Here is a 17665-nt window from a genome sequence, read left to right as displayed (position 1 = left end):
ACACAGCGCCGCCGCGTCGAGCAACTCACGGTTGGATTCGCTCCGTCCTTGCACCCGACAATTCTCGACGGTCTGGGCCCAAATCGCGAGCACCGAAGCGAGAATTGTTCAACAGTGTCCTAGTGTCGATCCGGTGCCCCAGCCGTCCCGCCTCCTCGTCAACACCGGTCCTGGCAAGGGGAAGAGTTCCGCCGCGTTCGGTGTGATGGGCCGGGCCTGGGCGCGGGGGTGGACCGTCGGCGTCGTGCAGTTCGTGAAGAGCGAGAAGTGGCAGGTCGGCGAGCGCAAGCTGGCCGACCACCTCGGCATCGACTGGCACACCTTGGGCGACGGCTTCACCTGGGAGTCGACCGACCTCGACGAGACCGAGGCCAAGGGGCGCCACGCCTGGGACGTCGCCGCCGGCATGGTCAGCGCCGGGGGCTACGACCTGGTCATCCTCGACGAGGTCACCTACATCATGAAGTACGGCTGGGTCCCCGTCGACGCCGTCGTGGACGTGCTGCGGGACCGTCCCCAGAGGACCAACGTGATCGTGACCGGGCGCTACGCACCCGACGAGGTGATCGCCATCGCTGACACCGTCACCGAGATGGTCAAGGTCAAGCACGCCTTCGACCAGGACATCAAAGCCCGCAAGGGGATCGAGTACTGAGCTCGCCCGGCCCCCCGCTGACCCTGGGCCCCCGTCTGGTGGTCGCCGGAACCCATTCCGGCGCGGGGAAGACCACGGTGGCGACCGGGCTGATGGCCGCCCTGCGCCGGCGCGGCCGCAACGTCGCCTCGGCGAAGGTCGGGCCGGACTTCATCGACCCCGGCTACCACACCCTCGCCACCGGCCGCCCCGGACGGAACCTGGATGTCTGGATGTCAGGCGCCGCCGCGGTGGCCCCGCTCGCGGCCCGGGCCGGTGCCGGCGCCGACCTGTTGGTGGTGGAGGGGGTGATGGGCCTCTTCGACGGGGCCGCCGACGGGACCCCGTCTTCGACCGCGGAGGTCGCCAAGCTGATCGGGGCCCCGGTCGTCTTGGTGGTCGATGCCGCGTCGATGAGCCAATCCGTCGCCGCCCTGATCCACGGGTACCGCTCCTGGGACCCGCAGCTGCGAGTCGCGGGCGTCATCCTCAACCGGGTGGGCAGCGACAGCCACGAGGCGATGCTGCGAGCGGCTCTGGCCGGCCCCCCGGGCGGCCCGCCAGTCGCTGACGTCCTCGGCGTGCTGCACCGCGACGACAGCCTGTCGTGGCGCAGCCGGCACCTGGGGCTGCTGCCGATCGCAGAAGACCCCGCCGGCGTGCGGGGGTCGATCGACCGCCTGGCCGCCCTGATCGACGCCGGCTGCGACCTGGAGGCCATCGAGGCGTCGGCCCGCTCGGCGCCGACCGCGACGGTGGGTCGCCTCCCGGCTCCGGCGGCGGTCGGCCGGGCCAGGATCGCGGTCGCGTCCGGGCCGGCGTTCAGCTTCACCTACCTCGACAACGTCGAGGCTCTCGAGGCCGCCGGCGCCGAGGTGGTCCCCTTCGACCCCTGCGTCGACGCCGGGCTCCCTGAGTCGATCCAGGCGGTGGTCGCGGGCGGCGGCTTCCCCGAGGTGTTCGCGGAGGCGCTGTCGGCCAACCGCCCGATGCTCAGCGCCATCGCAGCCCACGCCAGGCGCGGTGGCGTCACGTGGGCGGAGTGCGGCGGCCTGCTGTGGCTGGCTCGCTCTCTCGACGGGTGGCCTATGGCCGGTGTCGTCGACGCCGCGGCCCACATGACTGAGCGTCGGGTGCTCGGCTACCGCAGCGGTGAGACGACCACGGCGTCGCCGTTCGGGCGCCCCGGCATCGAGGTCCGAGGCCACGAGTTTCACTACACCGAGACCGACCCGCCGGGCGACGCCTTGCGGCTGACCGGGCGGCACGGGACGTCGCTCGGAGGCTTCGCGTCGCCGCGGCTCCTCGCGTCCTACCTTCACATGCATCTGGGTGCGTCGCCGGGGTTGGCCGAAGCGTTCGTGCGCGCCGCGGCAGCCGTCGACCCCGCCGCTCGTGGCGCCCTGGCCGTAACCGCCCCGACGGGCGTGTCGTGATCTCCTTCGTCGGCGCCGGCCCCGGCGCAGCCGACCTCCTGACGTTACGGGCCGCCGAACGGCTGGCCGCCGCCGATGTCGTGGTGTGGGCCGCCTCGCTGGTCCCCGAGGAGGTCCTCGACGGCTGCCGCGACGACGTGGTACTCCACGACTCCGCCGGCATGACCCTCGAAGAGGTCACTGCGGTCTTCGACGCCCACCCCAACGCCGCGATCGTCCGCCTGCACTCGGGCGACCCCACCATCTACAGCGCCGTCGCCGAGCAGATCGACTGGTGCCGCCGACACCACCGGGACTACGAGATCGTCCCCGGCGTCTCGTCGGTCACCGCCACCGCCGCCGCCGTCGGACGCGAGCTCACCGTTCCCGGCCTGGCCCAGACGGTCGTGCTGACCCGCCTGGCGCATCGCACCGCGGCGTCGGTGCCGGCCCGGGAGTCGGTGGCGGAGATGGCCAGGCGGGGCGCGACGATGGCGCTGTACCTGTCGGCGGCTCGCCCCGAGGCGCTGCAGGCCGAGTTGCTCTGCGACGGGTCGGCGTACTCGCCCTCGACGCCGGTCGTCATCGGCTACCGCGTGTCGTGGCCGGACCAGGAGATCGTGCTGTCGACGGTGGGCACACTGGTGGAGGACCTGGCGGTGATGGGCCGGACCATGAGCACCCTGATCCTGGTCGGTGACGTCCTCGCGGAGGCGGAGGTGCCGGTCCGCAGCCACGTCTACTCCGGCGGGTACGCGCACACCTACCGGGCGTCGGGCGGCACGCCCCGATGACCCCGGCCGACACCCCGCCCCCGATCCCGCGCGCCGGCACCCCGCGCCCCGGCACCCCGCGCCCCGATCGCCCGCCGGCGGCCATCGCGGTCGTCGGCCTCCACGGCGGCCGCCCCTACGGGCCGGCGGCGTTCGAGGCCCTCGCTCGCGCCGGCGTGGTGGTCGGCTCCCCCCGCCACCTCGAGGCCACCGTCGGCCTCCGGGCCGAGGCGTCGACCGTCCCCCTGACCGGGCCGCTCGACGCCGTCATCGACCGCGTCGAGGAGGCGTCCGACGCCGGCCAAGCCGTGTGCGTCCTGGCGTCGGGCGACCCCGGGTTCTTCGGGATCGTGCGGGCGCTCGGGCAGCGGGTCGGGCCGTCCCGCCTGGAGGTCCACCCCGCCCCGTCCTCGGTGGCCCTGGCCTTTGCCCGCATCGGCGAGCCGTGGGACGACGCGCTGATCGTCTCCGCTCACGGCCGCCCCCTCGAACACGCGGTGGCGGCCGTGCGGGCCTCTGACGCCCCGTCGGTCGCGGTGCTCACCGCGCCCGCCAACCCGCCCGAGGCGGTCGGCCGGGCGCTGATCGCGGCGGGGCTGCGGTCGGCCGGTGACGTGGTGGTGGCGTCCCACCTGGGCGACGCCCGGGAGTCGGTCACCCGCACCGACCTAGCCGGTCTCGCGGCCGGGGCGTTCGACCCGATGTCGGTAGTGATCCTCCGTCACTTGCACGCCGCGCGAAACCCGCCGAGCCCGGCTCCCGGCGGGCCGGCGGTCGCTGGCGAGCGGCTCGAAGGAGCCCGCCTGTCGTGGGGTCTCCCCGAGTCCGACTTCGAGCACCGCGACGGCATGATCACCAAGGCCGAGGTCCGAGCGGTGGCGCTCGGCAAGTTGCGGCTGCCCCCGACCGGCGTGATGTGGGACGTCGGCGCCGGCAGCGGGTCGGTCGCGGTGGAGTGCGCCGGCCTGGCCCCCGGGCTGCGGGTGGTGGCGATCGAGCGCGACCCTCGCCAGGCCGCGCGCATCCGGGCCAACGCCGCGGCTCATCGGGTAGGCGTGGAAGTCGTGGAGGGTGAAGCGCCGGGCGCGCTGGCTGGTCTCCCCGACCCGGATCGGGTCTTCGTCGGCGGCGGCGGCCTCGGCGTTCTCGACGAAGCGCTGCGCCGGCTGCGGCCCGGCGGGACCGTGGTGGCCACCTTCGCCCTGGTCGAGCGGGCCCTCGGGGCCGCCGGTCGTCTCGGCAACCTGGTGCAGCTGTCGGTCAGCCGGGGCGTCGCCACCGGCGAGCTGGGGTTGCGGCTCCGAGCCGAGAACCCGGTGTTTCTGGCCTGGGGACCCGCCTGACGTGGCCGCCTACCTCGGCATCGGCGCGTCGTCGGGGGCCAGCGCATCGGACATCCGGTGCCTGGCCGACGAGGTCCTGGCCGCCGGCGGTGTCGGTTGGAGCGCCGTAGACGCGGTGGCGACCAGCGCCGGCCTGGCCTCCGACCCCCGCCTCCATGCCCTCGGCCGCCCGGTGGTCGGCTTCGCGGTCGCGGAGCTGGGCGCAGTAGCGGGCACGCACCCGAGCCCCCGGGCGCTCCGGGAGGTCGGGACGCCGAGCGTGGCGGAGGCCGCGGCCCTGCTCGCGGCTGGCCCCGGCGCCCGCCTGGCCGTCCCCAAACGCCGCGCCGCCCGGGTGACCGCGGCCCTGGCCTGCCGGTGAGGACGGTCCTGGTCATCGGCATCGGCCTGGGGGGACCCGAGCAGGTGACCCTCGAAGCCGTGGCGGCGCTCAACCGCGTCGACGTGTTCTTCGGTGTGGAGAAAGGGACCGCCGCCGACGAGCTCGTCGCCCTCCGGCGCGCCGTGTGCGAACGACACGCCACCACGCGCCCGCACCGGTTCGTCAACGCCCCCGACCCGGCGCGGGACCGGGCGCCGGCGTCCTACGAGCGGGCCGTAGCCGACTGGACCGCGGCCCGGGCGGAGGTCTACGAGGCGATGCTGCGCAGCGAACTGGCCGACGGCGGCTGCGGCGCGTTCCTGGCGTGGGGCGACCCGGCCTTCTACGACTCGATCCTTCGGGTCCTCGCCGCGGTGCGATCCCGCGGCGGCCTCCACCTCGAGGTCGAGGTCATCCCAGGCGTCTCCAGCATCCAAGCCCTCGCCGCCGCGCACAAAGTGTCGTTGACCCAGGTCGGACGCCCGCTCATGGTGACCACCGGCCGCCGGCTGGCGGCCGGCGGGTTCCCTCCCGGCGTCGACGACGTGGTGGTGATGCTCGACGGCGACACTGCCTTCGCGGCGATCGACCCCGAAGGCCTGACGATCTTCTGGGGCGCCTACCTCGGCAGCCCCGAGCAGATCCTCGTCGCCGGCGACCTGGCCGAGGTGCGCGACGAGATCGTCGCCCGCCGGCGGGAGGCCCGCGACCGGAGAGGCTGGATCATGGACACCTACCTGCTGCGCCGCCCGGTCGACGACGCCTAAACCGCGGCCTCCGGTCCGTCAGCTGGGGCGGCCATCCGGGCCGGCGTCGACGACGGAGCGGCTGACCCCGATCGGCTGGTCGTAGGGCAGGAGCCGCAACCACCACGTGGCGCCTGTCCCCTCCCACGGTTCGGGAGTCGGGGTGCCGGTGACCACCACGTCGAAAGGCTGCCGCGGCGACCGCCCGGCGTCGCGTACCGACGCCAGGAGCGCGCCGACATCGCCAGGTGCGATCCCGATCGGGAACACCCCGTCGAGGACCGCGGCGCGCCGCACCGGCCGCCCCGAGGTGGCCTCGGTGGCCGCCCACATCGGGATGCCCTCAGGCCGCACCGGTTTCGGGAGGAAACGGATCCCGTCGATCTCGTAGTGGGCGCCGTGATGGTCGACGACCTCCCCGGTCCAGATCCTCCGCAGCACCGCCACGCCCTCGTCGAGCATGTCGCCGCGCCGGCGCGGGTCGGTCTCCTCGCCGAAACGGGAGAACTCCGGCCCGCGGCTCGACCCCAGACCCACCCCCAACACCAGCCGACCGCCGCTCAGGTGGTCGAGGGTCAGCGCGGCGCGGGCGACGTTCCACGGCCGGCGGCGGGGGAGGGGCGTCACGAGCGGCCCGATGGCCATGGTGGAGGTGGCGACCGCGACGGCGGAGAGCAGCACCCACGGCTCGGCGAGGGGGAAGTCGCCCTCGTGGCGCACGACATGGTCCCACACGAACAGCCCATCCCAGCCGGCGGCCTCCGCGTCGGCGGCCAGGCGGGCCACCGCCCCGGCATCGGCGAAGGCGCCGAAGTTCGGGACGTACAAACCCCGCTTCACGGCCGTGCCCTGGCCGCGACGAGCAGCGAGGCGGTCACAGGTAGCCTGACGGGATCGAGCCGAGCGCCCCCAACGCCCAGATCGCCGGACCGGCCTCGTTCGTTGCCGGCGAGCACCACCCGCCCGCCGCGACGTCGCGCCTCGAACGCATGCGCCAGAGGGGGCGGGAGCGCCGGACCCGGGCCGGGCGCACCAACGTCAAGTCGATCCGGTTCCTCCGGGCCATGGCAGTAGCGGAGGCGACCGCGTTTCTCGTGTTGATCCTCTGCGGGTTCACCCAGCCTCACCTGTTGGGCATCGACCTGCTGTTCGTCATGGGCAACGTGCACGGCGCCATTTTCACCGCCTACGTGATTTCCATCTTCGTTTTCCGCAGCAAGGTCGGCTGGGGTCCGGTGATGCTGCTGGCCGTACTGGTCGCCGGCCTGGTCCCCGGCGGCGGCATCATGGTCGAGCGCTGGGCCCTCCACCCGCCGAGGTAGCGCCTTCGGGCCCGGCCGTAGCAACGGCGGCGAGCCCGGTCACCGCGGCCTCCAGGCGCTCCAGGCGGCGGCCGACGGCCGCCACGACCGCTTCGATCGGGCCGAGGTCGACCTCGACGGTGACCTCCTCGAGCGCGTGGCGGACGGTGCTGGCCACCATGTCGAGGGTCAGCGCCGTGTCCTGCGCCCAGCCCGGCGAGGCTGCCGCCGCGACCGGGATGTCCGCACTTGCCGAGGCCTCGGCTTCCCATCGACTGACCGCGGCGGCCACCGCCGCGGCATCTCCCTCGAAGTCGGTGGCCGCCGGGAACAGATACCGGAGCTGACCGCCGTGGCGGCTCTCGACGACCCGGCGAGCCAGGCCGCTCGGCGCGGTGGCCACCACCTCCACCAACTCGGCGCCGGCTGCTACCTGCTCGAGGGCCTTGCGCATAGCGTCCTCGGCTCCCTCGGAGCCGAGCCGGAGCGGGCCGCCGTCGCCGTCCCGGTAGCTGCGGACCTCGAAGCTGGCTTCCTCCCCTGGCTCGACGCCGAGGATCCGCTCCGCCTGAGCAGTCTCGCCCTCGGAGAGCAGGACCACGAGCAGGGTCAACACCGTCGCCGCGGCCGCCGGGCTGTCAGCCCCGGGCGCCCCGAGCGCAGCACGGAGCACATGGGCCGCGAACGCCGCGCTGGGGGTCGCCGGCTCGTGGGTGGACAGCCTTGCCGGCTCGTGTGTGGACATCGGGCTCCTCCGGGGCGCGGCACCCGGGAGGTGGCGGATCAACCGGCGGCCCGGCCCAGCCGACGGCGACGACGGTACCAGGGCCAGCGCGGGCCGCAGCCGAGCGCACGGGCTGCCGTGACTGGCAGAATGCGCCGATGGCAGCAGACAGTCCCGGAGATCCGTCCACCCTCTTCTCAGTGGCGGGCAAATCCGTCCTCGTCACCGGCGGGTCCCGCGGCGTCGGCTACAACATCGCCCGAGGTTTCCTGTCCGCCGGCGCCACGGTGACCATCACCGCCCGGAAGGCCGACGCGTGCAAGGCCGCCGCCGAGGAGCTGAGCGCGATCGGGTCTTGCACCGCCGTCCCCGGCGATGTGTCGACGTCGGAGGGCATCGCTGCGCTCGTCGAGGCGCTGGCGTCGACCCACCAGTCCCTCGACGTGCTGGTCAACAACGCCGGCGCGGCCTGGGGAGTTCCTCTCGAGGAGTACCCGCGTGATGCGTGGGACAAGGTGCTCGACGTCAACGTCAAGGGGGTGTTCGAGCTGACCGTCGGTCTCCTCCCGCTCCTTCGCGCTGCCGCCTCCGCCGACGACCCGGCGCGGGTTGTCAACATCGGCTCGGTCGAGGGTATCCAGGTGCCGGTCCTCGAGAACTACGCCTATCCGGCTAGCAAGGCCGCGGTCCACATGCTCACCCGCCACCTGGCCCTGAGACTGGCCGGCGAGCACATCACGGTGAACGCCATCGCACCCGGGCCGTTCGACTCGAAGATGATGGCCTTCGTCCTCGACGATCCCGCCGGGCGGGAGTCGGTGCGCAGCCACGTCCCCCTCGGGCGGGTCGGCCGACCCGACGACCTGGCCGGTGCGGCGCTGTTCCTCACGTCGAGGGCCGGCGCCTACCTGACCGGTGTGATCCTCCCCGTCGACGGGGGCATCACCGCCCGCTGAGCCCCACCGTCGCTCACGGCTCGGATGGCACCGAGCCCACGACCCGGTCGACGACCAACTCGAGGACCACCCGGGCCGGGTTGGGTCGTGGCTGGCGGTACCGGCGCCGGTAGGCCGCCTCCGCCTCGGCTACCGCGATCGCGTCGCTCCGGACCCGGGCGGATCCTTCGAGGGCCACCCACCGCCGGCCGTCGACCTGGCACAGCACCGCGTGAGCCCCCGGCCCGCCGGCGGCCTCCACGTTGGCCACCTTGCGCGAGGTCCCCGAGGTGATGACCCGGGCGGTTGCCGTCGCCGCGTCCCACGTGAAGCCGACCGGGACCACGTGGGGCCGCCCGTCGGGGCGCAGAGTGGTCACCGTCGCCAGGTGCCGCTCCTCGAGGAACCGGGCCAGCACCGGCGGGAGGTGCTCGGGATCGAAGCGCATCCCACGACGATGGTCCACACAACGGTGGTCCACAAAACGGTGGTCTACAAAACGACGGTCCACAAACGCGCCGGGGCGGTATCGAGGCGCCTACGCTTCCGGGCGTCGGACCGTCTGGCCGACCCCCAACACCGGTGGTGGTGGCCGGTGACGACAAGGAGATGCAATGGCTGAGAAGAAGTCGGCGCTCGCGGAGTTCAAGGACTTCGTCGTGCAGGGCAACGTCATCGACCTGGCCGTGGCCGTCATCATCGCCCAGTTCTTCGGGGCGGTCATCAAAGACGTCGTCCAGTTCATCCTGCAGATCCTGGCCATCCCAGGCAAGAAGGGCGCCGGGTTCCAGGGGCTGCACTTCACCGTCGGCGGCGGGAACTTCCAGTACGGCAACTTGATCTCCGACATCATCACGTTCGTGGTGGTGGCCGCGGTGGTCTTCTTCGTGGTGGTCCGTCCGGTGCGACTGCTGCTCGAGCGGCGCCGGCGCCAGGCGCCGGACCCTGAGAGCACCGAGCGGCCCTGCCCGGCGTGCCTGTCGTCGATCCCCAAGCTGGCCAGCCGCTGCGCGTTTTGCACCACCGAGGTGCCCCCGATGCCCGAGCCGGTCGCCTAGGGCAGGTCGTAGAACAGCCGCTCGACGACCCGCCGGCAGCGCCGAGTCGTCCGGCGGTACTCCTCCCGCAGCTCCGTGGCGGTGGTCCCCAGGCTGCGGGCCAGCACGGACAGGTGGGCGCCGGCGGACGGCAGGGCGTCCGCCGGCGCGCCGCGCACCAGCGTCAACCGGTTGCGGGTGTGCTGGCAGAAGCGGAACGACCCGCTGAGCACCTCGGCGTCCGCCGGGTCCAGCACGCCGGCAGCTTCGAGGGCGGCGATGGCGTCGAGGGTGCCGGTGGCCGCCACGCCGTGGCGCAACTGGAGCAGCTGGGTCGTCCACTCGATGTCCGAAAGCGACCCTCTCCCCAGCTTGAGGTGGAACTGCGGGTCCTCGCCGGCGGGGATCCGCTCCGCCTCGATGCGGGCCTTGGTCCGCCGGATGACCCGGATGTCGTCGTCGGTGAGCGACCGGTCCCACACGAAGGACCGGGCCAGCTCGGCGTAGCGGCGCCCGAGGCCCTCGTCGCCGGCGACGAAACGGCCGCGAAGCAGCGCCTGGCGCTCCCAGGTGTGGGCCCAGCGGCGGTAGTAGGTGGCGTAGGACTCCAGGCTGCGAACCACCGGGCCCTGGCGGCCTTCGGGGCGCAGCGAGGTGTCGAGGGTGTAGACCCGCATCGCCGGGGTCTCGCCGTTCACCAGGTGCAGCAGGGCCTGAGCGGCGGCTTGGGCCGCGCTCTGCGCGGGCGCGTCGCCGGCCGGGCCCGGGTCGTGGACCAGCAGCACGTCGAGGTCGCTGGCGTACGACAGCTCCCGACCGCCGAGGCGCCCCATCGCGACGACCGCGAACGGAACCTCGGGCTCGACCAGGCCGACCGCGGCGATCAGGATGGCGTCTGCCAGCGCGCTCAGGTCCCTCCCGGTGGCCTCGACATCGGCGCCGCCGAGGACGTCGCGCGCGGCGATGGCCAGCTCCTCGCTGCGCCGGAGGGCCTGCAGGCCCTCCTGCTGCTGACGCCCGCCGCGCCGCCACGCCAGCGACCGCCGGGCCCGTTCGGCGGCCTCGTCCGCCGCGCTGCCCGGGCCGCCTGCGCTGCCCGCGCTGCCCGCCCTGCCGGGGCCACCCGCGCTGTCGGGGCCGCCGGGGCCGCCGGCGCCGCCGGGGCCGCTTGCGTCGGGACCGGGACCGGGATCGGGACCGGCGAGGAAGCCCGGGCGGCGCAGGAGGTCGGGGCTGCGCAGCAGGTCGCGGGTGAAACCGGCTCCCGTGCCGAGGAACAGGCACAGCTGGCGGGCCGCCTCCGCGGACTCGCGCACTACCGAGATGACCTGGTCTCGGGCGTGGGGGTTGTCGGTGAGGGCCCGCAAGCCGAGCAGGCCCAGATCGGGGTCCGGCGACTCCGAGAGCCACTCGAGGACCAGCGGCAGCAGCTGCTGCCAAAGGCGCGACGACCGGGAGAAACCCGCGGTCAGCTCCCGGATAGCCTGCCGGGTCCGGGCCGCGTCCGAGAAACCGAAGGCGGCCAGGCGGTCCTCGACCGCCGCGGGGTCCAGGGCCGGCCCGGCCGGCGCGGCGGTGAACGCCTCGAGCAGGGGCCGGAAGAACAGGCGCTCGTGGAGGGCGCGCACGTTGGCCTGGTGGGAGCGCATCGCGGCGTCGAACTCGTCGAGGGCACGACGTGACGGGCTGTCTCTGAACCCGAGGGTCCGGGCCAGCCTGGTCCTGGCCTCGACACCCCCCGGCAGAGCGTGGGCCGGCTGCCCCTCGGTCAGCTGCAAGCGGTGCTCGACGGTGCGCAGCCAGCGGTAGCTGGCCACCAGCGCGTCGGCGTCGCCGGCCTCGACGTACCCGCCCGCCGCCAGGGCCCGAAGCGCTCCGACGGTGCCCCGCACCCGCAGCGACGGGTCGCCTCGTCCGTGCACCATCTGCAGCAGTTGGACGGCGAACTCGATGTCTCGGATGCCGCCCCGCCCGGTCTTCAGCTCCCGGTCGGCGAGGCCGCGGCGGGCGACCTCCGCCTCGGCGCGGCGTTTCATCTCCCGGACCTGGCGCAGTTCGTCGGTCCCGAACGCCCGCGACCACACCCGGCTGCCGGCTTCCTGCGCCCACCTGGCGCCCATGTCAGCGTTGCCGGCCGCGGCGCGGGCCTTGAGCAGGGCCTGGAACTCCCAGGTGTGGGCCCAGCGGTCCCAGTAGGCGACGTAGGAGTCCAGCGATCGGATCAGCGGCCCGGCCCGCCCCTCGGGCCGGAGGTCGAGATCGACCCGCCAGCCGGCCCGGGCGACGGCCAGCACCGGGCGGGGATCGGCGTCGCCGACCAGCATCACGTCGATGTCGCTGGCGTAGTTGAGCTCCTCGGCACCGAGCTTGCCCATCGCGATCACCGCCAGCCCGCCATTCGGGGCTCCGGCCCGGCAGGCCAAGGTCAATATGTCGTCGGCCAGGCGGCTCAGGGCGGCCACCACCTCCTCTAGCGGGTCAATCCCCAGGAGGTCCCGGGCCGCGATTCGCAGCATCTCCAGGTCCTTCATCCGGGCCGCTTGCGCGACGGCTCCCGCCACTCCCGCCACTCCCGGTCCGCCGGGATCGGCGCCTGCCAGCTGCGGCCTGGTGTCGAGGTCGGCGAGCACGTCGATGGCGCCGGGCCGGGCGTTGCAGATCCGGCTCAGGTACGGGCTAGCCGCTCCGACGGCCACCACCGCCTCGACCAGGCGACCGTCACGGTCCAACCGCTCGGCGGTGGCGTCGTCGCGAGCCCGGAGCCGCTCGACCAAGCGGCCCGCGGCGCGGGGATCCGCCGAGTACTCGACTTCCTCTGCGGGGGCCCAGACCACGGGGTCCAGTGTGGCATCGGGGGGACCCGTCGCAGCGGGGCCCGGGGCGGCCGCCAAGGCCTGACCACCTACGCTTGGGGGTGATGACCCGCTTGCGAGTGGCCCTGTGCCAGATCGACCCCGTCGTCGGTGACCTTGGAGCCAACGCGGCCAAGATCATCGAGGTGTTGGGCGCGGCCGAGGACGCCGGGTGCGACCTCGCGGTGTTCACCGAGCTGGCCATCACCGGCTACCCGCCGGAGGACCTGGTGCTCAAGCCCGGGTTCGTGGCCGACAACCAGGCGGCGCTGGCCAAGGTGGCCGCGGCCAGCGGACGGTGCGCGGCGGTGGTGGGGTTCATCGACGAGGACGTCGACCTCTACAACGCCGCCGCGGTGTGCGCCTTCGGAGAGGTGCAAGGCGTGTACCACAAGCAGGAGCTGCCCAACTACAGCGTCTTCGACGAGAAGCGGTACTTCGCCCCCGGCCGGGGAGCCGCGCAGCTGTGGTCGATCGGCGGGGTGCGCGTCGGGGTGTCGATCTGCGAAGACGCGTGGAGCCCCGACGGCCCGATCGCGTCGCAGGGCGCGGCCGGCGCCGAGCTGGTCGTCAACATCAACGGCTCCCCCTACTACGCCGACCGCATGCTCGAACGCCGCCAGATGCTGGCCACCCGAGCCGCCGACGCTTCCGTCCACCTGGTTTACGTCAACCAGATCGGCGGTCAAGACGAGCTGGTCTTCGACGGCGGCTCGATGGTCTTCGATCCCACCGGGAAGATGGTGGCGGCCATGCCCCAGTTCGTGGAGGGGATGGCCGTCGTCGACCTCGACGTGCGCCCCGTCTACCGCAAACGCCTCCTCGACCCGAGGGGACGGCGGGCGGCAGCCCCGCTGCCGTGCGGGGAGGTGACCGCCGAGCCTCGCCACAGCACCGACAGCCCGCACCTCGCCGCTCCGATGGCCGCGATCCTCACCCCGGAGGAGGAGGTCTACAACGCCCTCGTGCTCGGCACCCGTGACTACGTCGACAAGAACGGCTTCTCCCACGTCGTCATCGGCCTCTCCGGCGGCATCGACTCGTCGATCGTCGCCGCCGTGGCCGTCGATGCGCTGGGCCCCGAACGGGTGCACGGCGTCGGGATGCCGTCGCGCTACTCGAGCGACCACTCCCTGAGCGACGCCGAGGACCTGGCCGGCCGCCTCGGGATCGACTTTCGTGCGGTGCCGATCGAGCCGGCCCACGCCGCGTTCGTGGACATGCTCGCCGGCAGCTTCGCCGGCCTGCCTGAGGACCTCACCGAGGAGAACCTGCAGAGCCGGATCCGGGGTGTGATCCTCATGGCCCTGTCCAACAAGATGGGCTGGCTGGTGCTCACCACCGGCAACAAGAGCGAGGCCGCGGTCGGCTACTCGACGCTCTACGGCGACACCGCCGGCGGGTTCGCGGTGATCAAGGACGTGCCCAAAACGCTCGTCTACCGGCTGTGCCGCTGGCGCAACGAGCAGAGCGAGGTCATCCCTCCCGGGGTGCTGACCAAGCCTCCGTCGGCCGAGCTGCGCCCCGACCAGCGCGACGACCAGAGCCTGCCGCCTTACGAAGTGCTCGACCCCATCCTCGAGGCTTACGTCGAGGCGGACATGACCGCGGGGGAGCTGGTCGCGGCCGGCTACGACGAGGAGCTGGTCCGCCGGCTGGTGCGCTTGGTAGACGTCGCCGAGTACAAGCGGCGCCAGACCCCGCCGGGGGTGAGGGTGACCCCCAAAGCGTTCGGCAAGGACCGGAGGGTTCCGATCACCAACCGCTACCGCTAGCAGGCCTCGGAAATGGAGGCGGAGGTAGGATCCGCCCGTGCCCGCTCCCACCGACGCGCCCTCCGGCCAGCGCCGGTCGCGCGCCCGGCGAGGAGACGGTGAACGCCTGCGGGAGGAGATCCTGGCCGCGGCCGAGTCGATCCTGATCGAGACCAACGACCAGTCGGCCCTGTCGATCCGGGCCATCGCGGCGCGAGTAGGGGTCACGCCGCCGTCCATCTACCTGCACTTCGCCGACCGCCTGGACCTCCTATACGCCGTCGGGGAGCGCCATTTCCTGCAGCTCGAAACGGCCATGAACGCCGCCGCGGAGGGCGTCGCCGACCCCCGCGAGCGCCTTCACCGGCGGGGAGAGGCGTACCTCCACTACGGGCTGACCCATCCCGAGTACTACCGGCTGCTGATGATGAGCCGCCCCGACGACACCCCGGAGCGCTTCGCCGACGAGCGCCTCGCCGACACCGCCGGCCTTCTGCCGGTGATCGAGGACATCAAGGCGGCCAGGGACGCCGGCGAGATCGGCGAGCGCGACCCGCTCGAGGTCGCCGAGCTGCTCTGGATGTGCATGCACGGCACCGTGTCGCTGCTCATCTCGAAGCCGGAGTTCCCCTTCGGTGACGCACCGACGGTCTTCGAGCGGCTCTTCGACCTGGTGTGGGCCGGGCTGACCGCCACCGCGAGATGAGCCTCCAAGAAACCGCGGCCCGCCTCGGGGGTCACCAGTGGATGGAGCAAGCGGTGTGGAAGGTCCTCGGCGCGTGGGGAGCCAGCACCGGGGACCCGGCCGCGGCCGTCCTCCTCGACACCCACGCCCAGCACGCGGCGTGGAGGGCCCAGCAGTGGTGGGAGCGGCTGCCGGTCCTGGCGGTGATCGAGCGCGACGCGCTGGTCCGGCCCCCCTCCGGCGCGATAGCCGGCCTGGTCGAGCAGCTCGCCACCGCCGGCCCGGACGCGACCGTCGCCCGGATGGCCGCGGCGTACCGGGTCCTGCTGGCCAGGCTCCTCGCCGGCTACAGCCGCGAGGCGCACCTGCTCTCCCCGGTGTCGGACGGCCCGGCGAGGCGCACGTTGGCCCAAGCCGAATCCGACGCCTCAGCGGACTGGCGCGCCGGGGAGTCCTTTCTCCAACGGCTCCTCACCGACGCGTCGGCGGTGGACCAGGCGGCGTCGACCGTCGCCGACCTCGAACGGCTCTTAGCGCTTCGGGACCCAGCGGGCGAAGCGGTGCAGTGACACCTTGATCATCAGCCCGAACAGCGGCACCCCCACCGCGTAGACGCCGCTCAGCAGCGCGCCGGGCGCCTCGAGTACCTCGCTCCACTCCAGCTTGGAGCGCCCGTCGGCCAGCCTGGTCACCTTGTAGATCGCGTCGCCTCTCACGAACGGCCCGACGTGGCGCAGCACCAACCGGTGGGGCGGATCCCACTCGACGATCTCCATCGGGTCCGACAGCGAGAGCGGCCCGAAGCCGGTACGGGCCTCGAGGGTGGCGTTGACCCCCCGCCCGCCGCCGGAGGTGGCCCGCACCGACGAGGCCAGCACCCAGTGGCGCTGCCCGGGCCAGTCCACCGCGGCATCCCACGTCTCCTCGGGCGTTGCGTCGATCTCTACGCTCGCTCCGACCTTGGCCATCGTCCTCGTAGAGTACCGGGAGTGCAGACCACACCCCCAACCGGTGAGACAGCCCGCCGTGTAACCGGTGAGCAGGACCCTCGCGAGAGCGACACACGGCCGTGGGGTAGCTATGTGGTCCTAGAAGACGCCCCCGACCACAAGGTCAAGCGCATCGAGGTCCTCCCCGGCAAACGCCTCAGCTACCAGCGTCACGCCCGCCGGTCCGAGCACTGGTTCGTCCTCGCCGGCCGCGGCACGGTGACCCTCGACGGCACCGAGCGTCAGGTGGCCGCCGGCGACGCGGTCGACATCCCCGCGGGCAGCGCCCACCGGATCGCCAACCACGCTGACCAGGACCTGGTGTTCGTCGAGGTCCAGCACGGCGACTACTTCGGCGAGGACGACATCGTCCGTCTGGAAGACGACTTCGGCCGAACCTGAGCCGGGCATAGCCAACGCCGGCGACCGACAGCAGCTGTCGGCGGAGGTGGACGGGAATCGAACCCGCCGGACGGGGATCGCCCGTCCCAACCGCTTTGAAGGCGGCGGAGCCCACCAGGTGCCCGGACACCTCCGGCCCTCACGCTAGCCAAGCCCGCAGCGCAGCGCGGCCGGCCGCCATTCAGGCTTTCGGGGATGGCTGGTCTCGCCGGGTGCGGCCTTGGGCGCCGGCTCCCACACAGGCCGGCGGTTCCCACGCAGGCCGGCGGCTATCCGAGGCAGGCCGGCGGCTCCCACGCCGGCCGGCGGCTATCCGAGGCGGGGCACCGGCCATCCGAGGCAGGGAGCCGGCTCCTACGCAGGGCGGCGGCTCACAACGTTGACCGCCGACCTCGACGCGAGGGTTTCACAAGAGCACATGTCCCAAACCCGCGCTCCAGTGCGGGTTCGGGACATGTGCTCATGTGAAAGTGGGACACCAGGCTGAAAGCGAGAGGCCCAGGGCGTGCGCGGCCGGAGACGGGCGGAGGTCAGCGAGCGGCCCGCAGGTGGGGGGTCGGAGCTCGCCGGCCCCGAGCCCCGTCGCCTACGGTGTTCGGTCATGCGCAAGCTCATCATCCTCGCGGTCCTCGTCGGTCTCGGAGCCTTTGCCGCCAAGAAGCTCAAGGCCAGCTGAGCCGCACCAGCCCCCCGCCCAGCTGATCCGAGGCGCCGGCCGGCCACCACGGCCCGGCGGCTCAGCCACCCGGCGCCGATCAGCCGCCCGGCTTCACTCAGCCGGGGCCGTTTCCGATCAGCCGGCGGCGCCACCACAGCGCGCCACCGGTGGTGAGTAGCACCACCGTCGGAGCGCCGATCAGCAGCCACCCGACCTTCCCATTGCGCCCGGCGCGCGGTGCCGCCGGCTCGTCGAGCGGGCGGCCGGGAGCCTCGAGGCCAGGTTCGGTCCGCTCCACCATCCGATCAAAGTGGCGCACCGGCCATCCCCGCGCCGCGGCCAGGCGTTCGAGGGAGCGGTCCGGGTTGACCACCACCGGGTGCCCGACAGCCTCCAGCATGGGGAGGTCGGTCACCGAGTCGCTGTAGGCCCAGCTGTTGGCCAGGTCGATCCCGCGGGTCTCGGCGAGCTCGGCCATGAGGTCGGCCTTGGTCTGCCCGTATGCGTAGCGGGCCATGTGCCCGGTGTAACGGCCTCGTTCGTCAACGTCGGCTCGGCTGCCGATAGCCACGTCAACGCCGAGGTAGGCGGCGAGGGGCTCCACGATCTCTTCTGGCGCGGCGGAGATGATCACGATCAGCCGGCCGGCACCACGATGCTCCTCGATGGCCTCGATGGCCTCGGCGTAGGTGATCGGATCCAGCACGGGGGCCAGGGTGCTGGTGACGATGGAGCGGACGCGGGCCTGCTCCCATCCCGCGATGAGAGCGAGCACCGACTGGCGGATCTTGGCCAGCTGGTCGGACGTGGCCCCCCTGCGCACGTAGACCACCTGGGTCCAGAGGCCCTTGAGCAGGCTGCGCCGGCCGATCAGGCCCTCGCGGTAGAACTCCCGCCCGAAGGCCATCATCGACGCCTTCGCGATGACCGTCTTGTCTAAGTCGAAGAACGCGGCCTCCACGCAGAGAGTCTATGGGCGCCGGGTCACTCCCTCCGGTGAGGCCGCCTTGCGCGCCCGCGATAGAGGAACGACGCTGCTCGCCGTCGAAACTGCTC

General features: G+C 73.0%; 20 protein-coding genes and 1 tRNA gene. 14 read left to right on the top strand and 7 right to left on the bottom strand.

The window, feature by feature from the left end; translation table 11 throughout:
• The first annotated feature begins 133 nt into the window (after positions 1–133).
• Genes cobO through cobF form a run of 6 tightly spaced genes read left to right on the top strand, consistent with a single transcriptional unit; the run spans position 134 to position 5293 of the window.
• Complete coding sequence (cobO, locus tag K6U06_RS24000) at positions 134–655, top strand: cob(I)yrinic acid a,c-diamide adenosyltransferase (protein ID WP_262324521.1); 522 nt, start codon at positions 134–136, stop codon at positions 653–655.
• A 38-nt stretch (positions 656–693) separates the two neighbouring features.
• Positions 694–2070 carry a cobyrinate a,c-diamide synthase gene (locus tag K6U06_RS23995; RefSeq protein WP_262324520.1) on the top strand — a complete coding sequence of 459 codons (1377 nt, stop codon included), beginning with the start codon at positions 694–696 and terminating at the stop codon, positions 2068–2070.
• Positions 2067–2843, top strand: a complete 777-nt coding sequence (gene cobM / locus K6U06_RS23990) for a precorrin-4 C(11)-methyltransferase (RefSeq protein WP_262324519.1) — start codon at positions 2067–2069, stop codon at positions 2841–2843. Before K6U06_RS23995 ends, cobM begins: the two co-directional genes overlap by 4 nt.
• A complete protein-coding gene (cbiE, locus tag K6U06_RS23985; RefSeq protein WP_262324518.1) occupies positions 2840–4165 on the top strand; it encodes a precorrin-6y C5,15-methyltransferase (decarboxylating) subunit CbiE in 1326 nt (441 codons plus the stop codon). Before cobM ends, cbiE begins: the two co-directional genes overlap by 4 nt.
• Before the next feature lies 1 nt (position 4166).
• Entirely contained in the window at positions 4167–4526 is a 360-nt protein-coding gene (locus K6U06_RS23980) for a cobalamin biosynthesis protein (protein WP_262324517.1), read from the top strand.
• A complete protein-coding gene (gene cobF / locus K6U06_RS23975) occupies positions 4523–5293 on the top strand; it encodes a precorrin-6A synthase (deacetylating) (RefSeq protein ID WP_262324516.1) in 771 nt (256 codons plus the stop codon). Before K6U06_RS23980 ends, cobF begins: the two co-directional genes overlap by 4 nt.
• Positions 5294–5311: 18 nt before the next feature.
• Here the strand turns inward: cobF and K6U06_RS23970 are convergent, their stop codons facing one another.
• The gene (locus tag K6U06_RS23970; RefSeq protein WP_262324515.1) at positions 5312–6112 is read right to left on the bottom strand and encodes an LLM class flavin-dependent oxidoreductase; all 801 of its coding nucleotides are present in this window, start codon (positions 6110–6112) and stop codon (positions 5312–5314) included.
• A gap of 149 nt (positions 6113–6261) precedes the next feature.
• On the opposite strand from K6U06_RS23970, the gene K6U06_RS23965 reads away from it, so the two are divergent.
• Positions 6262–6594: a DUF3817 domain-containing protein gene (locus K6U06_RS23965; RefSeq protein WP_262324514.1), complete on the top strand. Its 333-nt coding sequence runs from the start codon at positions 6262–6264 to the stop codon at positions 6592–6594.
• Here K6U06_RS23965 and K6U06_RS23960 read toward each other — a convergent pair.
• Positions 6557–7318 carry a hypothetical protein gene (locus K6U06_RS23960; RefSeq protein ID WP_262324513.1) on the bottom strand — a complete coding sequence of 254 codons (762 nt, stop codon included), beginning with the start codon at positions 7316–7318 and terminating at the stop codon, positions 6557–6559. The two genes, K6U06_RS23965 and K6U06_RS23960, sit on opposite strands and share 38 nt — an antisense overlap.
• Positions 7319–7455: 137 nt before the next feature.
• Between K6U06_RS23960 and K6U06_RS23955 the strand changes: the two genes are divergently transcribed.
• On the top strand, positions 7456–8253 hold the full coding sequence (locus K6U06_RS23955; protein ID WP_262324512.1) for an SDR family oxidoreductase: 798 nt from the start codon (positions 7456–7458) through the stop codon (positions 8251–8253).
• Between the two features lie 13 nt (positions 8254–8266).
• Here K6U06_RS23955 and K6U06_RS23950 read toward each other — a convergent pair whose 3' ends face one another.
• Positions 8267–8680 carry a pyridoxamine 5'-phosphate oxidase family protein gene (locus K6U06_RS23950; protein ID WP_262324511.1) on the bottom strand — a complete coding sequence of 138 codons (414 nt, stop codon included), beginning with the start codon at positions 8678–8680 and terminating at the stop codon, positions 8267–8269.
• Positions 8681–8846: 166 nt separating this feature from the next.
• Between K6U06_RS23950 and K6U06_RS23945 the strand changes: the two genes are divergently transcribed.
• A complete protein-coding gene (locus K6U06_RS23945) occupies positions 8847–9290 on the top strand; it encodes an MscL family protein (RefSeq protein WP_262324510.1) in 444 nt (147 codons plus the stop codon).
• On the opposite strand, the gene K6U06_RS23940 is transcribed toward K6U06_RS23945, so the two are convergent.
• The gene (locus tag K6U06_RS23940; RefSeq protein WP_262324509.1) at positions 9287–12103 is read right to left on the bottom strand and encodes a putative nucleotidyltransferase substrate binding domain-containing protein; all 2817 of its coding nucleotides are present in this window, start codon (positions 12101–12103) and stop codon (positions 9287–9289) included. The genes K6U06_RS23945 and K6U06_RS23940 overlap by 4 nt on opposite strands.
• Positions 12104–12186: 83 nt before the next feature.
• Here K6U06_RS23940 and K6U06_RS23935 point away from each other — a divergent pair, with 83 nt between their 5' ends.
• Genes K6U06_RS23935 through K6U06_RS23925 form a run of 3 tightly spaced genes read left to right on the top strand, consistent with a single transcriptional unit; the run spans position 12187 to position 15129 of the window.
• A complete protein-coding gene (locus K6U06_RS23935; RefSeq protein WP_262324508.1) occupies positions 12187–13896 on the top strand; it encodes an NAD+ synthase in 1710 nt (569 codons plus the stop codon).
• Positions 13897–13933: 37 nt separating this feature from the next.
• A complete protein-coding gene (locus K6U06_RS23930) occupies positions 13934–14581 on the top strand; it encodes a TetR/AcrR family transcriptional regulator (RefSeq protein WP_262324507.1) in 648 nt (215 codons plus the stop codon).
• The gene (locus K6U06_RS23925; protein ID WP_262324506.1) at positions 14578–15129 is read left to right on the top strand and encodes a hypothetical protein; all 552 of its coding nucleotides are present in this window, start codon (positions 14578–14580) and stop codon (positions 15127–15129) included. Before K6U06_RS23930 ends, K6U06_RS23925 begins: the two co-directional genes overlap by 4 nt.
• Here K6U06_RS23925 and K6U06_RS23920 read toward each other — a convergent pair.
• Positions 15091–15528, bottom strand: a complete 438-nt coding sequence (locus tag K6U06_RS23920) for an SRPBCC family protein (protein ID WP_262324505.1) — start codon at positions 15526–15528, stop codon at positions 15091–15093. The genes K6U06_RS23925 and K6U06_RS23920 overlap by 39 nt on opposite strands.
• On the opposite strand from K6U06_RS23920, the gene K6U06_RS23915 reads away from it, so the two are divergent.
• Entirely contained in the window at positions 15442–15951 is a 510-nt protein-coding gene (locus K6U06_RS23915; RefSeq protein ID WP_316044753.1) for a phosphomannose isomerase type II C-terminal cupin domain, read from the top strand. The two genes, K6U06_RS23920 and K6U06_RS23915, sit on opposite strands and share 87 nt — an antisense overlap.
• Before the next feature lie 41 nt (positions 15952–15992).
• Here the strand turns inward: K6U06_RS23915 and K6U06_RS23910 are convergent.
• A tRNA-Sec gene (locus K6U06_RS23910) sits at positions 15993–16085 on the bottom strand.
• Between the two features lie 371 nt (positions 16086–16456).
• Between K6U06_RS23910 and K6U06_RS23905 the strand changes: the two genes are divergently transcribed.
• Entirely contained in the window at positions 16457–16627 is a 171-nt protein-coding gene (locus tag K6U06_RS23905; protein ID WP_262324503.1) for a hypothetical protein, read from the top strand.
• A gap of 97 nt (positions 16628–16724) precedes the next feature.
• On the opposite strand, the gene K6U06_RS23900 is transcribed toward K6U06_RS23905, so the two are convergent.
• A complete protein-coding gene (locus K6U06_RS23900) occupies positions 16725–17570 on the bottom strand; it encodes an HAD family hydrolase (protein ID WP_262324502.1) in 846 nt (281 codons plus the stop codon).
• Positions 17571–17665 lie beyond the last annotated feature (95 nt).

It is taken from the genome of Acidiferrimicrobium sp. IK, from assembly GCF_025499425.1.
Taxonomy (GTDB): Bacteria; Actinomycetota; Acidimicrobiia; order Acidimicrobiales; family Palsa-688; genus Acidiferrimicrobium.
This window is presented reverse-complemented; position numbering and strand designations above follow the sequence as displayed.